Raw genomic sequence first — 22,291 nt, 5'->3', positions numbered from 1 at the left:
TTTTGTGGCGAGGGGGCTTGCCCCCGTTCGGCTGCGGAGCAGTCGCAAACCGGTGGATGAAGTACATCTGAAAAATTGAGCGCTATGGTTTCGGGGCTGCTGCGCAGCCCAACGGGGGCAAGCCCCCTCGCCACAATTAAGACTTGCGCTCGATAGCAAACCCGGCCCAGGTCTGGCTCACCGGCATCAGTTCCAGGCTGTTGATGTTGATGTGCGCCGGGGCATTGAGCACCCAGAAGATTGTGTCGGCGATGTCCTGCGGCTGAATCGGCTCGGCGCCGGCGTAAGTGGCGTTGTAGCGCTCCTGGTCACCGGCAAAACGCACCAGCGAGAACTCGCTCTCGCACAGGCCCGGTTCGATGTTGCTGACCCGTACGCCCGTACCTTGCAGGTCGCAGCGCAGGTTCACGGAGAACTGCTTGACGAACGCCTTGGTCGCGCCATACACGTGGCTGCCCGGGTACGGGTAGTTGCCGGCGATGGACCCCAGGTTGACGATGCCGGCACCACGACCGTGTGCGATCAGGCGCGGCAACAGCAGGCGGGTGCTGTACATCAGGCCTTTGACGTTGGTATCGACCATGGTGTCCCAGTCGTCCAGGTCGCACTTGGGCGCCGGATCAACACCCAGGGCCAGCCCGGCGTTGTTGATCAACCCGCGCAGTTTGGCAAAGGATGGCGGCAGATTGGCAATCGCCTCCTCCATGGCCTTGCGATCACGCACATCGAGCACCAGGCCATGGACTTCGGTCTGCTTCGACAGCTCGGCGCACAACGCATTGAGGCGCTCTTCACGACGGCCAGTCAGCACCAGTTTCCAGCCAGCCTCGGCAAAACGACGGGCACAGGCTTCACCAAAACCGGAGGTCGCGCCGGTAATAAACAGGGTGTTGGACATCGTGTTCTCCTTGCTTCGGCTGATCGCCAGCCATTGGAATAGAAAATCAGCAGGCAGCATGCCCGGCCTTGTTCACAGCGGCAACCACCGTTCAATCTGTTCAAAAAACGTTCAATCCCGGCAAGCCCTTGACCAGCGTGGCCTACAGCCATGTGCACGCACGTTATCCACAGGTCGGTCCACAGTCTTTGGGGGCAAGTGGAAAAGCTGCAAGCCGCTATCCACAAGGCTTTGCGCGGGATTTTGAAACTTTTTTGCTTGACCCTCAACCGCCTGCTGTGTAGCCCTTGGCCATTTTCATGACTGACGGGTCAAACCGACGATGGCGCCAAGCCAGTAACCACGGCCTTCAGCCGAGTCTTTCCAGAGTTTAATCACAGACTTATCCACAGGCTTGTCCACGCCGATTCCATGCATTTTCATCCCGAACAAAAAGGTTGACAAAGCGACCTTCAAGCTGCGCAAAAACACATGATCAAAAAACAACCACACCTCTGCAAGCCACGGTTTAAAAGGGCTCCAGCCAGCTACTCCCACGTTATTCACAGCCGGTTCCACAGCAAACGGGGACAAGTCAAAACCGTGACAAAACAACTATTTGCAGCGGCTTTATGTCGCCCTTTGCGAGCTTGGGAATATTGTTTTCCACAATTTCCCAGAGGCATGCCAAAAACCCTGTGGAGTATTGGAGATATAAAAAAAAGCCCCGGCGATTGCGCGCCGGGGCTTGTGCATAACCACTGAAACTCAGTGCCCGCCGAGATAGGCGTTACGCACATCCTCGTTGACCAGCAACTCCTTGCCGGTGCCGGTCATGCGGATCTCGCCGTTGACCATCACGTACGCCCGGTCCGACAACCGCAGGGCGTGGTTGGCGTTCTGCTCCACCAGGAAGATGGTCATCCCGGTCTTGGCCAGTTCCCGCAGGGTGGCAAAGATCTGCTTCACCACGATCGGCGCCAGGCCAAGGCTCGGCTCATCGAGCAGCAACAACTTCGGCCGGCTCATCAGGGCCCGGGCGATGGCGAGCATTTGCTGCTCACCGCCGGACATGGTCATCGCCCGTTGCGTACGCCGCTCTTCGAGCCGAGGGAACAGCTCGAACATGCGCTGCATGTCCTCCTTGGCGTACTTGTCACCGATAGGGATGGTGCCCATCAGCAGGTTCTCCTCGACGGTCATGTCAGGGAACACCCGCCGCCCTTCCGGCGATTGCGCGATGCCGTTGGAGGCGATGTAGTGGGACGACTTGTGGGTAATGTCCACGCCCTGGTAGAGGATCTGCCCGTCGGCTGCCCGTGGCTGGCCGAAGATCGACATCAGCAGGGTCGACTTGCCGGCACCGTTGGAGCCGATCAGGCTGACGGTTTCGCCTTCGTTGATGTGCAGCGAGACGCCTTTAAGGGCCTGGATCGGGCCGTAAAACACGTCCAGATCCTTGAGTTCGAGGATGGGTTTACTCATACCACCTCCTCTTCTTCGGCGCCCAGGTAGGCCGCAATCACTTTCGGATCGTTACGAATCGCATCGGGTCCGCCCTCGGCGATGACGATGCCGTGGTCCAGCACCACGATGTGGTCGGAGATACTCATAACCATGCCCATGTCGTGTTCGATCAGCACCACGGTCAGATCGTGCTCGTCGCGCAGCAGCCGGATCATCGCGCTCAGCGCTTCGGTTTCCTGTGGGTTGAGCCCAGCGGCCGGTTCGTCGAGGCAGATGATCTGCGGACGGGTGCACATGGCCCGGGCGATTTCCAGGCGGCGTTGCTGGCCGTAGGACAGTTCACCGGCCAGGCGGTTGGCGCAGTCCACCAGGTCCACCACTTCCAGCCAGTAGAACGCGTGATCGAGCGCATCGCTTTCAGCCTTGCGATAGCCCTTGGTGTTGAGGATGCCGGCCAGCATGTTGCGGTTGACCCACATGTGCTGGGCCACCAGCAGGTTTTCCAGCACGGACATTTCCTTGAACAAACGAATGTTCTGGAAGGTCCGCGCCAGGCCTGCACGGTTCACCAGGTGGGTGCCGCCGAATGCCTTGTAGAACAGCCGACTGGCGAAGGATTTCGGCGAAACGAAATCCGTTGGTTTGAACGGCTCGCCCAGCAACTTGATGACGTTGGTCTGTTGCCCACGAATGTTGAGTTCGATCTTGCCGCCGGAGGCTTTGTAGAACCCGGTCAGGCAGTTGAACACCGTGGTCTTGCCGGCGCCGTTAGGACCGATCAGGGCGAAGATCGAGTTGCGGTGCACTTTCAGGCTGACATCGCTCAACGCCTTGATGCCGCCGAAGTGCATCATCAGCTTTTCTACACTGAGTACGACTTCGCTCATGGCGCTACTCCTTTACGCGGGGTCACACCGGTACGGCTGATCCGAATCAGGCCGCGCGGTCGCCAGATCATCATCAACACCATCAGGATGCCGAACAGCAGCACTCGGTATTCGGCGAAGCCACGCAGCAGCTCCGGGGCGACGGTCAGCACGAAGGCTGCAATTACGACGCCTATGGTCGAGCCCATGCCGCCGAGTACCACGATGGCGAGGATCAGTGCCGATTCGAAGAAGGTGAACGAGGTCGGGTTGACGAAGCCCTGATAGGTGGCGAAGAACACCCCGGCCAGACCCGCCGTCGATGCGCCGATGGTGAACGCCGACAGCTTGACCAGTACATGATTCAGCCCCATGGAGCGACAGGCGATTTCGTCTTCACGCAAGGCTTCCCACGCGCGACCGACCGGCATGCGGGTCAAGCGGTCCTTGATGTACAGCACGGCCAGCACCACCAGGAACAACACCGCGTAAATGAAGTAGTACTTCACATCCGGGTTATAGGCGATACCGAAAAACTCATGAAACGGGACTCCGCCCTCTTTCGCTCGCTTGCCGAACTCGATGCCGAAGAAGGTTGGCAACGGCGCTGCCATGCCGTTCGGGCCGCCGGTCAGCGACAACCAGTTGTTGAGGATCAGACGGATAATTTCACCGAAACCCAGGGTCACGATCGCCAGATAGTCGCCATGCAGGCGCAACACCGGGAAGCCGAGGATGCAACCGGCCAGGCCGGCGGTAATCGCCGCCAGCGGCAACACCGTCCAGAAACCCAGCCCAAGGTATTGATAACCGAGCGCCAGGCCGTAGGCACCGATGGCGTAGAACGCCACGTAACCGAGGTCGAGCAGGCCGGCCAGGCCGACCACGATGTTCAGCCCCAGCCCCAGCAGCACGTAGATCAATCCGAGGATGACCACGCCCAGCAGGTAGGAGTTGGAGAAAAACGGCAGCACCACGGCGATGACGATCATCAGCGGGATGATCCAGCGCAACCGCGACTTGTAGTCCGGCGCCAGCACATGTACCCCGGAGCCTGTCGTTTCAAAGCCTTCGAGGATTTTCAGGCCCCTGGCTGTCTGCAGGAACATGCTCAGGGCAAAGCGTCCGGCCATGACGATCGCCACGATCCACGCCACCCGGGTGGTTTCCAGGTTGAAGCCATAGCCATCGAGAACGACGCCGACAATCGGCCCGAACACAATCAGGGCAATGAGGCCGGCAAGAATCGCGTCAACCAGACTTTTTTTGATATCAATGGTTTTTTTAGTGGTTGAAGACATCGCTTACACCTTCGACACAAGAGGACGGCCGAGCAGGCCTTGAGGCCGAAAGACCAGAACGAGGACCAGCAGCGAGAAGCTGAAAACGTCTTTGTAGTCCGAGTTCACCAGACCAGAGAACAGCGACTCGGAAATCCCGAGGATGATCCCGCCGAGCATCGCGCCGGGCAGTGAGCCAATCCCGCCGAGCACCGCGGCGGTGAACGCCTTGATCCCGATGATGAAGCCGGCATAGAAGTCGAATGTGCCGTAGTTCATGGTGATCAGCACGCCGGCCAGGGCCGCCATCGCTGCACCGATGATGAACACGTAGGAAATCACCCGATCGGTGTTGATCCCCAGGATCGAAGCCATCTTGCGGTCTTGCTGGGTTGCACGGCACATGCGGCCGAGCTTGGTGTACTTGATGATGTAGGTCAGCGCGGCCATCCCGACGAACGCTGCGACCAGAATGAAGACCTTGGTGTAGGTCAACTGAACGAAACCGGTACCGATATCAACGCGCCAGGCACCCGAGAGCAAAGTCGGAACGCCTTGTTGCTTCGCGCCCTGGGCGATCTGTGCGTAGTTTTGCAGGATCAGGGAGATACCGATCGCACTGATCAGCGGTGCGAGTCGAGTGGAGTTACGCAGGGGTTTGTAGGCGACACGCTCGATGACCCAGCCATACACCGCCGTGACGACGATGGTGAAGATCAGCGTGCCAAGCATCAGCAGCGGGAAGGATTCGATACCGAAGTAAGCCAGCAGAGCCAGACTGATTGCCGCGAGGTAAGCGGAAATCATGTAAACCTCGCCGTGGGCGAAGTTGATCATGCCGATGATGCCATAGACCATTGTATAGCCGATGGCGATCAGGCCATAGACCGACCCGAGGGTCAGGCCATTGACCAGTTGCTGCAGGAAAATACCATCCATAACGCAATCTCACGCAATGAGAACCTGCACATGTGGCTGTGCGGTTCTTCTAAGGAAAATACAGATTTACGTCGGAGCAATGTCAGCCACGATCAGCCCGATCACCACCGCCCCCTGTAGGAGCGAGCCTGCTCGCGATAGCGGTTGAACATTCAACGTATGTGTTGCCTGTCAGTCCGTCATCGCGAGCAGGCTCACTCCTACAAGGGAGCCGTAGGGATCTGCCGATTGAGTCAGCCCTTACTTCTGTTTTTCCAGCTGGTGGTATTTGCCATCCTTGTCCCACTGGTAAACCACGTAGTCGGAGATTTTCAGGTCGCCCTTGCTGTCCCAGGTCTTCTCGCCCATGACGGTCTTGACCGGGTTCTTCTTCAGCCATGCAGCCGCTTCTTCGCCCTTGTTGGACTTGGCGCCGTTGAAGGCTGCAGCCAGGGTCTGGACCGAAGCGTAGGCGTACAGGGTGTAGCCTTCAGGCTCGGTACCGGCTTTGCGGAAGGCGTCTACCACGGTCTTGCTGTCTGGCAGCATGCGTGGGTCGGCACCGAAGGTCATCAGCACGCCGTCAACGAATTGCGGACCGCCAGCGGTGGTCACCAGTTCGTCGGTCACGATGCCGTCGTCGGACATGAACTTGACGTCTTTCAGACCTTGTTCGCGCAGTTGACGCACCAGAGGACCGGCTTCCGGGTGCAGGCCACCGAAGTAGACGACGTCAGCGCCGGCACCGCGGATCTTGGTGACGATGGTGCTGAAGTCTTTCTCGCCACGGGTCAGGCCTTCATACAGCACAGGCGTTACGCCGCGCTTGACCAGTTGAGCCTTGGTGGCATCCGCCAGGCCCTGGCCGTAGGTGTCCTTGTCGTGCAGCACGACAACTTTCTTGCCCTTGAGCACGTCGACGATGTAGTCGCCGGCCACGATGCCTTGCTGGTCGTCACGCCCGCACATACGGAACATGGCGCTCAGGCCACGCTCGGTCACAGCCGGGTTGGTGGAGCCTGGAGTGATGGCGATGATGCCTGCTTCGTCGTAGATCTCGGAGGCCGGGATGGTCGACGAGGAGCAGAAGTGACCGACCACGCCGGCGACTTTCTGGTTGGTCAGGTCTTTGGCGACCGTCACAGCCTGTTTCGGTTCACAGGCGTCATCGCCCTTGACCAGTACGATTTTTTCCCCGTTGACCCCGCCCGCCGCGTTGACCGCATCGGCCGCCGCTTGTGCACCCTTCATGTACTGTTCGCCAAATGCCGCGTTGGCGCCAGTCATTGGTCCCGCTACGCCGATCTTGATGTCAGCCTGAGCAAACGCAGAAACACCCAGCGCAGTTGCCACTGCGAGGGCCAGAAAGCCTTTCTTGTAAAACGTCTGGGACATGAGGTGGTGCTCCATGGTTTTTTTAATTGGCACTGCGACTTCACTGACTGCTCAGAGCAAGGGCCGTGCCATCGGTTTTTTATTCTGAAAAAAGTCGCTGCTTTCTTGTTATTTCGACTGTTTCGGACCCATTTTCATTGGGCGTGCAACCGTCTAAACCGCGGAAGGTAAAACCATTATTTTTTTGAGGCGCAACCCGACTGCGCCATCATTGCAACCGCGGCTTTAAACGACGTGCAACCAGCCTGTAACAACGTGCGTCACCGAAGTGCACACTGCTGGTGCGAGACTGCTACAACCCGCACCACTACAGGCTAGCTGCAGATCGAAAAAACGCCGCTTCCCACTGCAAAAATCAGCCTTCAGATCACGATCCGCAGGCACTGGCCTGCGTGATACAGCGAGAATCCCGCCTCATACAGACAGCTGCGCAACCCCACCCCGGCCAATGGCTGCATGGGCGCGAAAGGAATCGGTAGCGCTTGAGGATTTCCGTTACACAGGTAATCGGCAAAGGCCTTGCCGACCACCGTCCCCGTGGTCACGCCCCGGCCGTTGTAACCGGTGACTGCCACTAAACCGGGCGCCGGCTCGAACAGGCGCATCAGATGATCAGGGGTAAAGGCGATACAACCGGTCCAGGTGCACTCCCATTCCACCGGTTTGAGGTACGGAAAATAGTGCTGCTGCACCCGGTCGGCCCAGGCCTTGAGGAACCAGGCCGGCTTCTGATTGCCATTACCCAGGCTGCCAAGCAGCAGGCGACCGTCTTTGTCTCGACGGATGCTGCTGAGTACCTGCCGGGTGTCCCACGACCCTTGGCCACCGGGCAGAATTTGCCGGGCGGCCTCTTCGGTCAGCGGAGCCGAAGCCACCTGATAGTAATAACCGGGGAAAAAATTGCGCCGCAGTTCCGTCCAGTCGCCTTCGGTGTAGGCATTGGAGGCAATCACCACTTTCTCGGCCATGACCGAACCCTGGGCGGTTTGCACAGACCAGCGCTGGCCCTGACGTTCGAGTCGGGTGACCGGGGAATGATCGAACAACTGCCCGCCCAGGCCGATGGCCGCTTTGGCCAGCCCCGTGGTGTAGGCCATCGGGTTGAGCGTGCCGGCGCGGCGATCGAGCAATGCAGCGGCGATCTTTTTCGTGCCGGTGGCTTGTTCGCAGGCCTGACCGGTGAGCAATTCCACCGGCGCACCGCGACGTTTCCATTGTTCTTCACGACTGCGCAAGTCGGCCTCACCACGGGCGTTGTGCGCCATGTGCAGCGTGCCTTCGCGGCGCAACTGGCAATCGATGTTGTATTTGTCCACAAGGCTGAACACCAGCGATGGCGCCGCCCCCAGCATGCGGTTGAGCTGGCTGCCGACCGCCTCGCCAAACCCGGCTTCGATCTCGTCCGGGGGAATCCACATCCCGGCATTGACCAGCCCGACGTTGCGCCCCGAACCGCCATGGCCGGCGCGATGGGCCTCCAGCACACAAACGCTCTTGCCTTGCTCCAGCAGGTGCACCGCCGCCGACAATCCGGTAAACCCGGCGCCGATGACGCAGACATCCACCGAGACCTCACCCTTGAGGGCCGAATTGTCCGGCCTTTGCGGCGTCAGTTTTTCCCACAGACACTCTTCGCGTAACGGCATTGCCAGACTCCAACAGAAACCTAACCAACACACCATTCATTTGTAGGAGCGAGCTTGCTCGCGAAAAACGTCATGGCAACGCGTTTAAACAGCAAGCCCGCGTTATCGTTGACGATCATCGCGAGCAAGCTCGCTCCTACAATTAATCGAACGTAATGCCCTGCGCCAACGGCAACTCCAGCGAATAGTTCACAGTGTTGGTCTGGCGGCGCATGTAGCCGCGCCATGCATCGGAGCCGGACTCGCGACCGCCGCCGGTTTCTTTCTCGCCACCAAACGCGCCGCCGATTTCCGCGCCGCTCGGGCCGATGTTGACGTTGGCGATGCCGCAGTCGCTGCCCACCGCCGACATGAACTGCTCGGCTTCACGCACGTCGGTGGTGAAGATGCACGAGGACAGGCCTTGTGGCACGGCGTTGTTCAGGCGCAGGGCTTCCTGGAAATCGCTGTAACCGACCACGTACAGGATCGGGGCGAAGGTTTCGTGGCAGACCACATCGCTCTGCTCCGGCATTTCGACGATGGCCGGCGACACGTAGTAGGCATTCGGGAACTTGTCTTGCAGCTGACGCCCACCGCCAAACACCCGGCCGCCTTCGCTCAAGGCCTGCTCCAGCGCATCCTGCATGTTTTCGAAGCTTTGCTTGTCGATCAGCGGGCCGATCAGGTTGCCTTCCAGCGGATGGCCGATACGCACTTTCGAGTACGCGGCTTTCAGGCGGGTGACGATTTCTTCTTTCACCGACTCATGGGCGATCAGGCGACGCAGGGTGGTGCAGCGCTGACCGGCGGTGCCGACGGCGCTGAACAGGATCGCGCGAACAGCCATGTCCAGGTCGGCGCTTGGGCCGAGGATCATTGCATTGTTGCCACCCAGCTCCAGGATGCTGCGGGCGAAGCGGGCGGCGATTTTCGGCGCCACTTCACGGCCCATGCGGGTACTGCCGGTGGCGCTGACCAGCGCAACACGCGGATCATCGACCAGGGCTTCGCCGGCATCGCGACCGCCAATAATCACCTGGCTCAGGTGCGGAGGTGCATCGCTGAAGTTCTTCAGCACGCGATCGAACAGCGCCTGGCAAGCCAGTGCGGTCAGCGGGGTCTTTTCCGACGGTTTCCAGATCACCGGGTTGCCGCAGACCAGCGCCAGCGTGGCGTTCCAGGCCCAGACCGCGACCGGGAAGTTGAACGCACTGATCACCCCGACGACGCCCAGCGGGTGCCAGGTTTCACGCATGTGGTGGCCAGGACGCTCGGAGGCGATGGTCAAACCGTACAACTGGCGCGACAGGCCGACGGCAAAGTCGCAGATGTCGATCATTTCCTGAACTTCACCCAGGCCTTCCTGGGTGATCTTGCCGGCTTCCCAGGACACCAGCTCGCCGAGGTCGGCCTTGTATTCACGCAGGATGTCACCCAGTTGCCGCACCAGCTCGCCACGGCGCGGTGCCGGGACCTTGCGCCACAGTTCGAACGCATGATCTGCGCGACTGATGTGCTGCTCGACTTCAGCAGCGCCTTCCCAGTTCACGGCGGCGATCCTGCTGCCATCGATCGGCGAATGCACCGGCACTTTGCCGTTCTGGTACAGGGCCGGGTTCACACCTAGACGATCAAGCAATGCGGCAACCATGGGTCACTCCTCAAGCAAAAGACAGAACACGTGCAGCCGGAAATTCACGGCTGATCAGACCTGTAGTTTTAGCTGCCCGGAGGTTACTCAACAAACGACCATTAAGAGAGATATCATTCCGTTTATTCATGCTGTGCATTGCTGGCAATAAAGAGACAAGAACCAAGGACCGCCCATGCTGAATAAACGCTACTTGCCATCGATCGCTGCGTTGCAGTGCTTCGAGGCCGTCACCCGGCATTTGAGCTTCACCCGGGCCGCCGAAGAGTTGAACCTGACCCAGAGCGCCGTGAGCAAACAGGTCGCACAACTCGAAGAGCTGTTGCAGCACCTGCTGTTTCGCCGGGTGCGCCGCCGCCTGCAGATGACGCCGGCTGGCGACCTGTACCTGGTTGAGGTGCGAAAAATCCTCACCCAGGTCGAGATGTCGACCCATTACCTGCGTTCCTACGGCGGCGAAACAGAAGTCCTGCGGGTTTCGACGCCTCCGACCTTCGGTGCGCGCTGGCTGGTGCCGCGCCTGAAAGGCTGGCGCCTGCGGCACCCGTCGATCCACCTGGACCTGTGCAGCGAGCAGGAAGCCGACGATCTGCTGCAAGGTCGCAGCGACCTGGCGTTCTACTTCGGCCAGGGCTCGCGGCCCGGTTCCGAGTGCCTGAAGCTGTTCGGCGAAGAGCTGGTGCCGGTGTGCGCCCCGGGCAGCCTGCCGGACACGCCATTCACCGATCCGACACAACTGACTGACCTGGTCCTGTTGCAAAACGCTTCCCGCCCCCAGGCCTGGCATGACTGGTTCGACCATCAGGGCTACCACACCGAGCACAGCTACCACGGCCCGCGCTTCGAAACCTTTTATATGTGCATCCGCGCCGCCCAGGTTGGTTGCGGCGTGGCGTTGCTGCCGCGCTTTCTGGTGGAAGAGGAACTGGCTGACGGCAAGCTGGTCATTCCCTGGCAGCATGCAATGCCCAGCACCGACGCCTATTACCTTGCGTACCCTGAGCACTCGGCGGAAGTGCCCAAGGTGCGGGACTTTGTGAAGTGGATGCTGGAGCAGATCGATAGCCCGGAGATGTCGCAAATTTAGGGTTGCACGCAGTACCTGTGGGAGCGGGCTTGCCCGCGAAGAGGCCGGCACATTCAACACAAATATTGACTGGACTGACGCCTTCGCGAGCAAGCCCGCTCCCACAGGGGATCTGTTGTGATCCAAGAAATCGCTGGCAATCCAGCCCCCGGATATGCGCCACTAACGCCACTGATCAATACCGCTGCAACGCTGGAGATTCCCGTTATGAGCGAGAGTGTGTTTGCCGATCGCATCGTGCAGAACCTGCTCGACACCGACTTCTACAAACTGACGATGATGCAGGCGGTGCTGCACAACTACCCGAACGTCGAAGTCGAATGGGAGTTTCGTTGCCGTAACAGCGAGGATTTGTGCCCGTATCTGGCGGAAATCCGATTCCAGATCGAGCGCCTGGCCGAGTTGAGCCTGAGCGCCGACCAGTTGAGCTTCCTGGAGCGCATCAGCTTCCTGAAGCCGGATTTCCTGCGTTTTCTCGGTTTGTTTCGCTTCAACCTGCGCTACATCCACACCGGCATCGAAAACGGTGAACTGTTCATCCGCCTGCGTGGCCCCTGGCTGCATGTGATCCTGTTCGAGGTGCCGTTGCTGGCGCTGGTCAGCGAGGTGCGCAACCGCTATCGCTACCGCGAAGTTGTGCTGGAGCAGGCCCGCGAGCAGCTCTACCGCAAGTTCGACTGGCTGAGCGCCAACGCCAGCAGTGATGAATTGTCCGAATTGCAGGTGGCCGATTTCGGCACGCGCCGGCGCTTCTCGTATCGCGTGCAGGAAGAAGTGGTGAATGTGCTCAAGCACGATTTCCCCGGACGCTTCGTCGGCACCAGCAACGTACACCTGTCCCGGGAGCTGGACATGAAACCCCTGGGCACCATGGCCCACGAATGGATCATGGCGCACCAGCAACTCGGCCCGCGGCTGATCGACAGCCAGATTGCAGCACTCGATTGCTGGGTCCGCGAATACCGTGGCCTGCTGGGGATTGCCCTGACCGACTGCATCACCATGGATGCCTTCCTCGGCGATTTCGATCTGTTTTTCGCCAAGCTTTTCGACGGTTTGCGCCACGATTCAGGCGATCCGGTGCAATGGGCGGAAAAAGCCATTGCCCACTATCACAAGCTCGGCATCGACCCGATGAGCAAGACGCTGACCTTCTCCGACAGCCTGACATTACCCAAGTGCCTGGAAATATTCCGGGCACTGCGCGGTCGGATCAATGTCAGCTTCGGCATCGGCACCAACCTGACCTGTGATATTGCGGGTGTCGAACCGATGAGCATCGTGCTTAAAATGGCCGCCTGCAACGGCCAGCCGGTGGCGAAGATCTCCGACGAGCCAGGCAAGACGCACTGCAAAGACCCGAATTTCGTCGCTTACCTGCGACACGTTTTCCAGGTTCCTGCCGCCCTTTCAAGTACATCAAGCAAGGAGTGAATTCATGCAAGCCGTACAGCGTGAGATTGCTGAACAGCTCAAGGTCCAGCCGCCATTCGCCGACGAAGCCGCCCTTGAGGCCGAAGTCGCCCGGCGGGTGACCTTCATTCAGGATTGCCTGGTCAACTCCGGGCTCAAGACGCTGGTGCTGGGCATCAGCGGTGGGGTCGACTCCCTGACTGCCGGCCTGCTGGCCCAGCGGGCCGTCCGTGAACTGCGCCAGCGCAGCGGTGATGCCGCGTACAAATTCATCGCCGTGCGCCTGCCCTACGAAACCCAGTTCGATGAACACGACGCCCAGGCGTCGGTGGATTTCATCAAGCCGGACGAGCGCCACACCGTGAACATCGGCCCGGCAGTCAAAGCCCTGGCCAATGAAGTGGCGGCCTTCGAAGGCAAACATGCGGTGTCGGTGGACTTCGTACTCGGCAACACCAAGGCACGCATGCGCATGGTCGCCCAGTACACCATCGCCGGCGCGGCCCATGGCCTGGTGATCGGCACCGATCACGCGGCGGAAGCGGTGATGGGTTTCTTCACCAAGTTCGGTGACGGCGCCTGCGATCTGGCGCCACTGAGTGGCCTGGTGAAAAACCAGGTCCGCGCCATCGCCCGCAGCTTCGGCGCGCCGGAGTCGCTGGTGGAGAAAGTCCCGACCGCCGACCTGGAAGACCTGTCGCCGGGCAAACCGGACGAAGCCTCCCACGGCGTGACTTACGCTGAAATCGACGCGTTCCTGCACGGCGAGCCGGTGCGTGAAGAGGCGTTCAAGATCATTGTTGATACGTACAACAAGACGCATCACAAGCGAGTGATGCCGTTTGCGCCTTGAGGCGTGATTGGATGAAAAAGCCCGCTGAAGTGTTGAGCTTCAGCGGGCTTTTCTTTGACACAAAATATGTGTCGATGCTTCTGGCATCTTCGCGGGCAAGCCCGCTCCCACAGGTACGGTGGTGTCACTGTGGGAGCGTGGCTTGCCCGCGATGAACGATAACGCGGTGGCCAGTCTTACTTCAGGGTAACCGTGCCTTTCATCATCGAGATGTGGCCCGGGAACGAGCAGAAGAAACCGTATTTTTCAGCCGCATCCAGCTTGGACACATCGAAGGTCACCGAATCGGTTTCCTTGGCGCCGATGATCTTGGTGTGGGCGATCACGCGGGCGTCGCCTTCTTTCAGGTAGTTCTTGTCGATGCCGGCGCTCAGGCCGTCGGTGGCGATCGGCTGCATGTCGGCTTCTTTACTCAGCACCCAGTTATGGCCCATGACGTTCTTCGGCAAGCTGCCGGAGTGCTTGAGTTCCACGGTAAACGTCTTGCAGCTCTTGTCGATTTCAATGGCCTTCGTGTCGAAAGACATCTGGTCGGTGGAGTCGACGGTGACTTTGCACTCTGCAGCCATCAATTGGCTGCTGGCCAGTGTCAACAGGGATACCGCAACAAGTTTGGCAAACATGGTGAATCTCCAAGGCAGGGTTAACGAAATCGCGAATGGACAGAAGACTGCCTGAAAACTTCGCAAGTTCATATGACTTGAATCAAAAATTGTATACAACTTTCGGGCTATGACGCCGATGCAAATTATCTACCGGCCAAGTGTCTGGCCCGGGCCTATCATCAGGCCGTCCCCCTTCAAATGGAACGTCTGTCATGTCGATCAACAGCCTGTTGTGCAGTTTGCTGGCCGCCTACGCTTGCGGCGCCAGCGGTACGTACGAAACCCCGGAACAACAAGTCTAGCCCTTGGAGTGCCGCGCGCCTGCCATTACTCTGTGGCCCTGATCGACCATGGAGCAAGGCATGTCTTTAACATCCGTTTGTGTATTTTGTGGTGCCAGCACCGGCACCAACCCGGCTTACCGCGAAGCAGCCGTGGCCCTTGGCCGGACGTTGGCCGAGCGCAAGCTGACCCTGGTGTATGGCGGTGGCGCCGTGGGCCTGATGGGCATTGTCGCCGATGCGGCCCTGGCGGCCGGCGGTGAAGTGATCGGCATCATCCCGCAAAGCCTCAAGGACAAGGAAATCGGCCACAGCGGCCTGACTCGCCTGGAAGTCGTCGATGGCATGCACGCGCGCAAGGCCCGGATGGCTGAGCTCAGCGATGCCTTTATCGCGCTGCCCGGCGGCCTTGGCACCCTTGAGGAACTGTTTGAAGTCTGGACCTGGGGCCAGCTGGGCTACCACGGCAAACCGCTGGGTTTGCTGGAAGTGAACGGTTTCTACAGCAAATTGACGTCTTTTCTCGATCATATCGTCGGCGAAGGCTTCGTTCGCGGGCAGCACCGTGACATGCTGCAAGTGAGCGAATCGCCGCAAACCCTGCTCGATGCTCTGGATGCCTGGCAACCGTCCGTAGCGCCAAAATGGGCCGAGCAAAAACCCAGCTAACGGCTCGGCACCGATACAGGGCAGAATATGCGCCGCTCAACCTCACCTTCGACCCCAGAGGATCGCCCATGGCTAAACCTAATTATTCCTTCGCCAAACGTCAGAGAGACTTGGCCAAGGAGCAGAAGAAAGAGGAAAAGCTTCAGCGCAAGAAAGCTACAGCTGAAGAAGAAGCAGCCGCACTGAACCCGGAAGCAGAAGGTGAAGTGGCCGCAGAAAGTGATGTTGAAGCACCGAAAGATCAGGCGCCCAACGCCTGAGACCCCCAGGGCCCGATGATCTGATCAGGCCCACCGGATCTGTGTCCAGGGTCAGCAGTTACGCTGCTGACCCTCACAGTCCAGTCTGAAGTACCATCTGAAATTACTGCGTCCCCCTGTAGGAGCGAGCCTGCTCGCGAAAAATTCGAAGACAGCGCATTTTTCCAGACAGTACGCGTCATCGTTCACGTCCATCGCGAGCAAGCTTGCTCCTACAGTGGCATCACCGTTACCCGAACTTCCGGGTCGTGGTTTCCTCCCCCCAGAATCACCCCCCGCAACGGCGACACATCGGAAAAGTCCCGGCCCCAGGCCAGGGTGATGTGCTCCAGCGCCGGTTGCACATTGTTGGTCGGATCGAAATCCACCCACCCCAGCACCGGACAAAACACCGAGACCCAGGCGTGGGACGCATCGGCGCCGATCAACCGTGGCTGACCCGGCGGTGGCTGGGTCAGCAAGTAGCCGCTGATGTACCGCGCAGCCAATCCACGGGAGCGCACGCAAGCGAGCATCAGGTGAGCAAAATCCTGGCAGACCCCGCGCCGACGCTCCAGCACCTCAACCAGCGGCGTCGCCACCTGGGTCGCTTCGGCATCGAAGGTGAATTCGCTGAAGATTTTCTCCATCAGCGCTTGTACCCCGAGCAACAGCGGCCGCCCCGTCGGGAAGCAACTCTCGGAGAATTCGACGAAGTTGCGTTTCAAATGCACATAAGGCGATTCGAAGCGGTAACGGCAGGCTTCGAGCAATTCGGGCGACAGCGGTTGGCTGCTGTAGGTCAGCGCGCTACGTGTGTCTTCCCACGCGGGTGACAGATTGAAGTCCAACGCAGGCCGGGGCAGCACTTCAATGGTCAGGCTGGCGTTGACCAGCAATTCATCGTGGGGACGCTCGAACGCCAGCCGGGTCAACGGATTGCCGAACACATCCAGCTCATCACGACGCGAGGTCGGCTCGGGGCTGATCAGCAATTGCCGGTCGGTGCAGCGCTGCCATGCGCAAGGCCGCGGCCACAAATGCGCCAGTTGCTGGGCCAGGGACACCGGGCTGTCGTAGTGATAATGGGTGTCGTGGAAAATCTGGTAGTGAGCACTCATCAGACGGACACCGTGCGCTGGCTGACATCGTCGACATGGGCGAAATGCCGCAGCGCCAGACGATCGGAAACCTGCCCGCTGGCGTCGGCGATCTCTTGCAGCAGCGCGGCCAGCCCCTCGATGGCGGCGCGAACACTGGCGTCGCCGAATAGCGGGTTTTCCAGGCAGCCCAGATCGAATCGCGCCAGACGCTCGACCAATTGCGGCAACGCTGCTTCGCGCGGCACGCCAAAGTCATCGTTGAGGCGCTTGAGGGTGCGGGTCACCAGTTTCAACTGGAACAACACGGCGTGGGGGTTCTGCTCGTCGAGTAACAACAGATCGAGCACCGGGATCAGCTGCGCCACCGCCAGATAGCGCGACCGGTAGGTGATGCTGCTGTTGCCCAGTTCCAGCAACCATTCCAGCCCGGCCTGATCGAAAGCCCCGGCGCCCCGCAAGAACGCCGCCAGGCTGCCGCTGAGAAATTGCAAACGCTCGATCCGCCGGCCAATCATCAGGAAACGCCAGCCTTCGTCCCGGGTCATGTCGTCCAGGGCAAAGCCGGACAGCGCCGCCAGGGACATCACCAGACGGTTGAGAAAATCCAGCAACTCGCCGAAATCCGGCTCGTCGGTTTCCAGCTCCATGGCTTCACGCTGCAACTCCACCAGCGCCTGCCAGTTTTCCCGCGAGAGCTTGCCGCGCACCTGCGAAGCCGCCCACTGCAAGCGTTGCAGGTTGGAACGCAGGCTGAACGGCCAGTCATCGCCAAGCAGCGCCGCCAACAGGCGCTCCGGCAACTCGCCCTCCTCGGGCAACAGCATCAGCCGTTCGCCGAGATCGACCGCGGCCTGCAAGGCTTGGGGGTCATCGCCGTCGACATAACGCGCCAGCATGATGCGCAGCAAACGGGCACTGTCGTCGCAACGTTCGCAGTAACGACCGAACCAGAACAGGTTTTCCACCACCCGCGATGGCAAATACGGATCGCGCCGCACCAGATCATGCACGCCGATGTTGCGCTGGGCCTTCCATTGTTCGCCACTGGGCGCACGCTCGCCCAGCACCCAGGTGTCCTTGCTGGCGCCGCCGCGCTGCATCGACACCACTTCGGCATCGGCTTCGGCGGCGACCCGGGTCAGGCCGCCGGGCAAGACTCGATAACCCTCACGGCTGGCCACAGCATACACGCGCATGCCGATGGCACGGGGTTGCAGTTGACCATCTTCGGCTTGCCAGATCGGCGCCTGGGACAACTGTGCGAGCTCTTGCGCCACATAGGCGTATGGCCGAGCCTGCATGCGCTCGGCGAGCTCCTGGCGCTGTTTTTCACTCAAGTCTCGGCCAAATACCGGAGCAAAACTCTGGGACGGAAACGCCGGTTTGATCAGCAGCTCCGGCAATTTCTCCAGGGCCTGGGCCAATACCGGCGCTTCGCCGCACCACCAGGTGGCGATGGACGGCAAGATCAGCTCTTCGCCAAACAGAAATTGATTGATCCTCGGCAGAAAACCCAACAAGCCCGGCGATTCCAGCACACCGCTGCCGAGGGCGTTGGCCACCAGCACCCGCCCCTGCCGCACCGCTTCCAGCAGGCCCGGCACGCCGAGGGCCGAATCGGTACGCAGCTCCAACGGGTCACAGAAATCATCGTCGAGCCGGCGCATGATCGCGTGGACCCGACGCAGGCCACTCAGGGTTTTCAGGTAGACCGTGGCGTCGCGCACCGTCAGGTCGCCGCCCTCCACCAGCGGATAACCGAGCTGGCGAGCCAGATACAGATGTTCAAAGTAGCTTTCGTTGAAACGCCCCGGTGTCAGCAGCACCACCAACGGCGCGTCCCCGTCACTCGGGGCCTGACGGGCCAGAGTTTCCTGCAAGGTGCGGAAGAACCCGGCCAGGTGCTGTACTTTCAGATCGCGGTACAGCTCGGGAAAGGCCCGGGAAACAATCGTGCGGTTTTCCAGCGCATACCCGGCTCCCGACGGCGCTTGGGTACGATCCGCCGTCACCCACCAGCGGCCATCGGGTGTGCGCGCCAGATCCACGGCATACAGATGCAGAAAGGCTCCGTCAGGCGGGCTGATGCCCTGGCAGGGCCAAAGGAAGTTGTTGTGACCGAACACCAGTTCGGCGGGCAGCAGTCCTTCGGCAATCAGCCGTTGTGGACCGTAAAGGTCAGCCAGCACGGCATTGAGCAATCGCGCCCGCTGAGCGATGCCGGCCGACAACTGTTGCCACTCATCAGCCGCGATGACATGGGGCAGCATGTCCAGCTCCCACGGCCGGTCCGCGCCCTTGGGATCGGCATAGACGTTATAGGTAACACCGTTTTCCTGAATCTGCCGGGTCAGCAGGGCCTGACGCTGCACCAGTTGTGCCGGCGTGCTGCGTTGCAACTGTTCGAACAGCCGGCGCCAGTGCGGGCGCACGGCGCCACTGTCGTCGAGCAGTTCGTGATAGGTGCCCGCCGTCAGCGGGTAGCGGTCTAGCAGGTCAGGCATGGAAAGCTCGGCAGACAGCAATGAACGGTCAGACTAACGCAGGCTCGTGACACCCGGATATACGAAAAATCCGTGCGTCGCGTACGGTTTAGAAACGTCGCAAATCGAGTGTCATCGGCAACTCGTCGCTGATTTCCAGATTGGGCACAGGAAGTTTCCCTGGCGTGTGTCCGATGCGGAAGAAGCGCGCCATGCGCCGGCTCTCCGCTTCATTGGCGTTCACCGGCAAGCTGTCGTAATTGCGCCCTCCCGGATGGGCAACGTGGTACTGGCAACCGCCCAGCGAACGCTGCATCCAGGTGTCGAGCAGGTCAAATACCAGCGGCGCATGGACCGGGATGGTCGGTTGCAGGCAGTTGGCCGGTTGCCAGGCACGAAATCTCACGCCAGCGACGAATTCGCCTACACGCCCGGTGGGCTGCAATGGCACCGGAATGCCGTTGCAGGTCAGCAGATATCGTTGGGGCGGCAAGCCACTGAGCTTGACCTGTAAACGCTCCAGTGACGAATCCACGTAGCGCACCGTACCGCCCATGGCGCCCTCCTCGCCCAGCACATGCCAGGGCTCGAGGGCCTGGCGCAGTTCCAGTGCAATGCCGCTGACGGCGTAGTCGCCAACCTTGGGGAAACGGAACTCCAGATGCGCGGCGAACCATTCGGCCCGCACCGGATAACCGGCGGCGTTGAGGTCGACGATGACATCGGCGAAGTCTTGCTCGATAAAGTGCGGCAACAGGAAGCGATCGTGCAGCTCCGTGCCCCAGCGCGCCAGTTTCGGCGGCGCATAGGGCTCGCGCCAGAACCGCGCGACCAGCGCCCGCAGCAACAATTGTTGCGCCAGGCTCATTCGGGCATGGGGCGGCATCTCGAACGCACGCAGCTCCAGCAATCCGAGGCGCCCGGTGGCACCGTCCGGCGAATAGAGCTTGTCGATGCAGAACTCTGCGCGGTGGGTATTGCCGGTCACATCGATCAGCAGATTGCGCAGCAGCCGGTCCACCAACCATGGCGGACATTCTTCACCCGCTTCAGGCATCTGCGCGAAAGCGATCTCCAGTTCGTACAAGGCATCGTTGCGCGCTTCGTCGACACGGGGCGCCTGGGACGTCGGGCCGATGAACAATCCGGAAAACAGGTAGGACAGCGACGGATGGTTGTGCCAATAGCTGATCAGGCTGCGCAGCAGATCCGGGCGACGCAGAAACGGCGAGTCCCCCGGTGTCGCGCCACCCAGCACGAAATGGTTACCGCCGCCCGTGCCGGTATGCCGGCCGTCGATCATGAATTTCTCGGTGGTCAGCCGGGTCTGGCGCGCTTCTTCGTAGAGAAACTCGGTGCGCTCGACCAACTCATCCCAGGTCGCGGACGGCTGCACGTTGACCTCGATCACTCCCGGATCCGGGGTGATGCGGAAGTTACTCAAACGTGGATCGCTCGGCGGCTCATAGCCCTCCAGCAACACCGGGCACATCAGCTCTTCGGCTGTGGCTTCGATGGCGGCGACCAGTTCGAGGTAATCCTCGACCCGCTCCAGCGGCGGCATGAACAGGTACAACCGGCCTTCCCGCGCCTCGGCGCAGAAGGCGGTACGGGTCAGCCGGTCGGCGGATTCGTCGATCTTCGGGGCGCGCTCTTGTACCTCGGCAGCTTCGCTTTGGCTTTGCAGTTGCTCGGTATCGGGCAGCGGCGGGAAGTCTTGATTCGGGTCTCGCGGATGGATGAACGGATATTCCGCCGCTTTCACCCACGGTTGCGAACCCAGCGGCAGGCGATAACCCAGCGGCGAGTCCCCCGGCACCAGACGGCAGTGCTCGTCGCGCAGATACCAGCGCCCGCTCTGCCACTGGTCGCCCTTGGCGGTGCGCGCCAGCGGCAGGACCTGGCCGATGACCTTGTCCAAGCCTTGACTGAAGACCTTGCGCAGACGCTCACGCTCCAAAGGTTCTTCCAGACGCGAGTCTTCGGCGCTGACGTTTTGCGGCAGCATCCCTTCGCGCCAGAGGTAATAGAAATTGTCTTCGTAGGCCGCAAACACAAAGCGTGTCGGAATCTTCAGGCGCTCGGCGACACTCGCCAGAAAACGCCCGGCCAGCGCTCCGTCGGCGCCATAGTCTTCCTGCTCGTCGGCGATCAGCGCGCTGTTGTGCCAGATCGGCACGCCGTCACGGCGCCAGTAGCAATTGAGCGACCAGCGCGGCAGTTGCTCGCCGGGGTACCACTTGCCCTGCCCGAAATGCACCAGCCCCTGGGGCGCGTAGTGTTTGCGCATGCGCTGGAACAGTTCGGCGGACAACCGCCGTTTATCCGGCCCCAGTGCCGCGGTATTCCACTCGGCGCCGTCCGGGTCATCGATGGACACAAAGGTCGGCTCGCCGCCCATGGTCAGGCGCACATCGCCTTCCAGCAGGTCAGCATCGATCTGACGGCCCAGGGCCTGGATCGCCAGCCACTGTTCGTCGCTGTAGGGCTTGGTGACCCGTGGAGCTTCCCAAATCCGCTCCACGGACATTTCGTGGCTGAATTCACACTCGCACGGCTCCACCAAACCACTGATCGGCGCTGCAGAGGACGGATCGGGACTACAGGCCAACGGAATATGCCCTTCACCGGCAAACAGTCCGGAGGTCGCATCCAGGCCGATCCAGCCGGCGCCGGGCAGGTACACCTCGCACCAGGCGTGCAGGTCGGTGAAATCCACTTCGGTGCCGGACGGGCCGTCGAGACTTTTGACGTCGGCGGTCAGCTGGATCAGGTAACCCGACACGAAACGCGCCGCCAGCCCCAGGTTGCGCAGCAGTTGCACCAGCAACCAAGCGGAGTCGCGGCACGAACCGGAGGCCTGGTCGAGGGTGTGCTCAGGTGTTTGTACGCCGGGCTCCATGCGGATCAGGTAGTCGATGTCTTCGCTCAGGCGCTGGTTGAGCGCGACAAGAAAGTCCACGGCGGGCAACGGCGTGCGGTCGATGCCGTCCAGGTAGGCCTTGAACTTCGGCGTCAGGGGCAGGGTTTCCAGGTACGGCGCCAGCTCCTTGCGCTCATCCGCGGCATAGGTGAAGGGGATTTTTTCCGCGTAGGGTTCAAGGAAGAAGTCGAACGGATTGAAGATCGCCATTTCTGCCAGCAGATCGACTTCGATTCGCAATTCCTCGGTTTTCTCCGGGAACACCAGCCGCGCCAGGTAATTGCCCTGAGGGTCCTGCTGCCAGTTGATGAAGTGCTGTTCGGGGGAGACTTTCAGCGCATAAGACAGAATCCGCGTGCGGCTGTGAGCGGCCGGGCGCAGACGAACTATCTGCGGACCGAGCTCGACAGCGCGGTCATAGCGGTAATGCGTGACATGGTGCAATGCGACATGAATCGACACGGCGTGCCTCCTGCGAGCCCTAAGCGTATTCAAAAGCGCGCAAGACTTATGCCATCCAGCAGCGCTGGCGCTTTCTTCGGTTGCCTGAGGC

At 60.6% G+C, this 22,291-nt stretch carries 18 protein-coding genes; 5 read left to right on the top strand and 13 right to left on the bottom strand.

Going from position 1 to position 22,291, the window contains the following annotated elements:
- Positions 1–136: 136 nt before the first annotated feature.
- The 9 genes from AC3IX1_RS02890 to amaB all read right to left on the bottom strand — a co-directional run bounded on the left by AC3IX1_RS02890 (position 137) and on the right by amaB (position 10,082).
- Positions 137–898 (bottom strand): SDR family oxidoreductase, encoded by a 762-nt coding sequence (locus AC3IX1_RS02890; protein ID WP_477775368.1) that lies wholly within the window; start codon positions 896–898, stop codon positions 137–139.
- A gap of 297 nt (positions 899–1,195) precedes the next feature.
- Positions 1,196–1,444 (bottom strand): hypothetical protein, encoded by a 249-nt coding sequence (locus AC3IX1_RS02885; protein WP_489387054.1) that lies wholly within the window; start codon positions 1,442–1,444, stop codon positions 1,196–1,198.
- A 201-nt stretch (positions 1,445–1,645) separates the two neighbouring features.
- The gene (locus AC3IX1_RS02880) at positions 1,646–2,362 is read right to left on the bottom strand and encodes an ABC transporter ATP-binding protein (RefSeq protein ID WP_007979701.1); all 717 of its coding nucleotides are present in this window, start codon (positions 2,360–2,362) and stop codon (positions 1,646–1,648) included.
- On the bottom strand, positions 2,359–3,231 hold the full coding sequence (locus AC3IX1_RS02875) for an ATP-binding cassette domain-containing protein (protein ID WP_489387053.1): 873 nt from the start codon (positions 3,229–3,231) through the stop codon (positions 2,359–2,361). Before AC3IX1_RS02875 ends, AC3IX1_RS02880 begins: the two co-directional genes overlap by 4 nt.
- Complete coding sequence (gene livM / locus AC3IX1_RS02870) at positions 3,228–4,511, bottom strand: high-affinity branched-chain amino acid ABC transporter permease LivM (protein ID WP_489387052.1); 1,284 nt, start codon at positions 4,509–4,511, stop codon at positions 3,228–3,230. Before livM ends, AC3IX1_RS02875 begins: the two co-directional genes overlap by 4 nt.
- 3 nt (positions 4,512–4,514) lie before the next feature.
- A complete protein-coding gene (locus tag AC3IX1_RS02865) occupies positions 4,515–5,429 on the bottom strand; it encodes an ABC transporter permease subunit (RefSeq protein WP_489387051.1) in 915 nt (304 codons plus the stop codon).
- A 240-nt stretch (positions 5,430–5,669) separates the two neighbouring features.
- Entirely contained in the window at positions 5,670–6,803 is a 1,134-nt protein-coding gene (locus AC3IX1_RS02860) for an ABC transporter substrate-binding protein (RefSeq protein ID WP_053153757.1), read from the bottom strand.
- 362 nt (positions 6,804–7,165) lie between these two features.
- Positions 7,166–8,449: an L-pipecolate oxidase gene (amaA, locus tag AC3IX1_RS02855; RefSeq protein ID WP_056725423.1), complete on the bottom strand. Its 1,284-nt coding sequence runs from the start codon at positions 8,447–8,449 to the stop codon at positions 7,166–7,168.
- Between the two features lie 142 nt (positions 8,450–8,591).
- Positions 8,592–10,082: an L-piperidine-6-carboxylate dehydrogenase gene (gene amaB, locus AC3IX1_RS02850; RefSeq protein ID WP_489387050.1), complete on the bottom strand. Its 1,491-nt coding sequence runs from the start codon at positions 10,080–10,082 to the stop codon at positions 8,592–8,594.
- Positions 10,083–10,257: 175 nt separating this feature from the next.
- On the opposite strand from amaB, the gene AC3IX1_RS02845 reads away from it, so the two are divergent.
- The 3 genes from AC3IX1_RS02845 (at position 10,258) to nadE (ending at position 13,435) form a co-directional block, all read left to right on the top strand.
- Positions 10,258–11,169: a LysR family transcriptional regulator gene (locus tag AC3IX1_RS02845; RefSeq protein WP_414914233.1), complete on the top strand. Its 912-nt coding sequence runs from the start codon at positions 10,258–10,260 to the stop codon at positions 11,167–11,169.
- Between the two features lie 207 nt (positions 11,170–11,376).
- Positions 11,377–12,603, top strand: a complete 1,227-nt coding sequence (gene pncB / locus AC3IX1_RS02840; RefSeq protein WP_489388679.1) for a nicotinate phosphoribosyltransferase — start codon at positions 11,377–11,379, stop codon at positions 12,601–12,603.
- A gap of 4 nt (positions 12,604–12,607) precedes the next feature.
- The gene (gene nadE / locus AC3IX1_RS02835) at positions 12,608–13,435 is read left to right on the top strand and encodes an NAD(+) synthase (RefSeq protein WP_489387049.1); all 828 of its coding nucleotides are present in this window, start codon (positions 12,608–12,610) and stop codon (positions 13,433–13,435) included.
- 176 nt (positions 13,436–13,611) lie between these two features.
- Here the strand turns inward: nadE and azu are convergent, their stop codons facing one another.
- The gene (gene azu / locus AC3IX1_RS02830; RefSeq protein ID WP_090452831.1) at positions 13,612–14,058 is read right to left on the bottom strand and encodes an azurin; all 447 of its coding nucleotides are present in this window, start codon (positions 14,056–14,058) and stop codon (positions 13,612–13,614) included.
- Between the two features lie 344 nt (positions 14,059–14,402).
- Between azu and AC3IX1_RS02825 the strand changes: the two genes are divergently transcribed.
- Together AC3IX1_RS02825 and AC3IX1_RS02820 are read left to right on the top strand one after the other, a co-directional pair.
- Complete coding sequence (locus AC3IX1_RS02825) at positions 14,403–14,990, top strand: cytokinin riboside 5'-monophosphate phosphoribohydrolase (RefSeq protein ID WP_489387048.1); 588 nt, start codon at positions 14,403–14,405, stop codon at positions 14,988–14,990.
- A gap of 68 nt (positions 14,991–15,058) precedes the next feature.
- Complete coding sequence (locus AC3IX1_RS02820; protein WP_489387047.1) at positions 15,059–15,250, top strand: hypothetical protein; 192 nt, start codon at positions 15,059–15,061, stop codon at positions 15,248–15,250.
- 212 nt (positions 15,251–15,462) lie between these two features.
- Here the strand turns inward: AC3IX1_RS02820 and AC3IX1_RS02815 are convergent, their stop codons facing one another.
- The 3 genes from AC3IX1_RS02815 to AC3IX1_RS02805 form a co-directional block, all read right to left on the bottom strand.
- Positions 15,463–16,350: a transglutaminase family protein gene (locus AC3IX1_RS02815; RefSeq protein WP_489387046.1), complete on the bottom strand. Its 888-nt coding sequence runs from the start codon at positions 16,348–16,350 to the stop codon at positions 15,463–15,465.
- Positions 16,350–18,836 (bottom strand): circularly permuted type 2 ATP-grasp protein, encoded by a 2,487-nt coding sequence (locus AC3IX1_RS02810; protein ID WP_489387045.1) that lies wholly within the window; start codon positions 18,834–18,836, stop codon positions 16,350–16,352. Before AC3IX1_RS02810 ends, AC3IX1_RS02815 begins: the two co-directional genes overlap by 1 nt.
- Positions 18,837–18,924: 88 nt before the next feature.
- On the bottom strand, positions 18,925–22,200 hold the full coding sequence (locus AC3IX1_RS02805; protein ID WP_489387044.1) for a transglutaminase family protein: 3,276 nt from the start codon (positions 22,198–22,200) through the stop codon (positions 18,925–18,927).
- Positions 22,201–22,291 lie beyond the last annotated feature (91 nt).

Source organism: Pseudomonas sp. KH_046_2, assembly GCF_057838985.1.
The sequence above is the reverse complement of the archived record's forward strand: the minus strand, read 5'-3'. Positions and strand labels throughout refer to the sequence as shown.